This is a genomic window from Streptococcus mitis (genome assembly GCF_001579035.1).
GTDB classification, from domain to species: domain Bacteria; phylum Bacillota; class Bacilli; order Lactobacillales; family Streptococcaceae; genus Streptococcus; species Streptococcus mitis_J.
This window is the reverse complement of sequence record NZ_KQ970286.1, coordinates 380404-381803: the sequence shown is the minus strand read 5'-3', so window position 1 is coordinate 381803 and position 1400 is coordinate 380404. Positions and strand designations below refer to the sequence as shown.

Here is a 1400-nt window from a genome sequence, read left to right as displayed (position 1 = left end):
GGAAGCGTTTTCTGTATTTCATAAAAGTTTATTTTTATGAAAATCTTAAAAAAATCAGTGAAATCCATGATTTCACTGATTTGTACTAATAAAATTGTTTATACGGTTGATTGAAAGCTGTTAGGATTTCATCAGATGTTTGTGAATAATCTTTTGTTTCTTTCAAATCACCTTTTACAATAATACGTTCTGTAGCAGCAAGGTCTTCACAAGTTACTAATGTGATTTCATTGATCCCATCTCTATCATCAACCTCATCAACACGATCCGGTGTCACACGTTTGACTTCACGGATTTCATAGGTATAAACTTTATTTTTATCGGTTAGATAAATCTTCATACCATTTTTAGCATTATCTAAAGGAGAAAATAACATTTTATTAGCATTATCAACACCAAAGATATGGTGACTAGCTAGACTATAATTTCCTTCTCCCATTACTTGCTCGCGTTTCATTGTACCAGCGCCGTAGAAGAGATTAACATTATCAAGTCCTTTAAAAATCGGCAAATTCATTTCCAATTCAGGAATTGCAATTCCCCCAATAACTGGTAATTTTTGAGCATCCCATTGAGAAGCTAGAACAGCTTCCGAAGAAATCGCTTTGACCGAATCAAAATCAAAATTTCCTTCTGTATCCTGATTTTCTTCTATTTTTTCTTTTGATACCTGGCTAACTTGATACTTATTGGTATTCCAGACCATGAAAATATTTCGAATTTGCGCATTAAAAATCAAAGCCAGTGACAGTACTATCAGAAATCCTGCTAGGATATTTGTCAGCAGATTTTTTCGCTTGTTTTTCTTTTTATTATTTTTTTGAGACATTATGCTTCACCTTCTGTTTCATTTTCTGTCCCAACTTTTTCTTTTTCTGCTGCTGCAACCGTTGTGAAGGTCACTATCTGAGCATCTTGATCCAGGCGCATTACTTTAACTCCCATAGTTGCACGTCCTGTTTGCGAAATATTGGCAAGATTGGTTCGAATCATGACACCTGTATCAGTGATAATCATCAAATCCTCATCCCCTTGAACAGTCATAAGACCGGCCAGCAAGCCATTTTTTTCGGTAATTTTAGCTGTCTGCATTCCCTTACCACCACGACCTTTTGTTGGGTATTCAGTAGCGACTGTACGCTTACCATATCCTTTTTCAGTAATGATAAGAACCTCATCTTGATCAGTAATTACGCTCGCTCCGACTACTGTGTCTCCATCACGGAGATTAACACCTTTCACACCAGTGGCGATACGGCTCATACCACGAACGGCTGATTGATTAAAGCGAACTGCATAACCAAACTTGGTACCAATGATAATATCCGTATCTTCTTCCGTCAACAAGACATTGATTAACTCATCTTCATCCTTAAGATTCAGTGCTTTAAGTTCCATTC

1 protein-coding gene and 1 pseudogene are annotated in these 1400 nt (G+C 36.5%); both read right to left on the bottom strand.

Going from position 1 to position 1400, the window contains the following annotated elements:
* Nucleotides 1-85: 85 nt before the first annotated feature.
* Complete coding sequence (gene srtA, locus SMIDD26_RS04290; RefSeq protein WP_061439132.1) at nt 86-829, bottom strand: sortase SrtA; 744 nt, start codon at nt 827-829, stop codon at nt 86-88.
* Nucleotides 829-1400, bottom strand: a pseudogene (locus tag SMIDD26_RS12740) (DNA gyrase C-terminal beta-propeller domain-containing protein); the annotation flags it as partial. The pseudogene SMIDD26_RS12740 and the gene srtA, both read right to left, overlap by 1 nt.

What these genes read in the sequence shown, in the direction of transcription:
- srtA (WP_061439132.1), bottom strand. Translation starts at nt 829, where the DNA reads ATGTCTCAAAAAAATAATAAAAAGAAAAACAAGCGAAAAAATCTGCTG.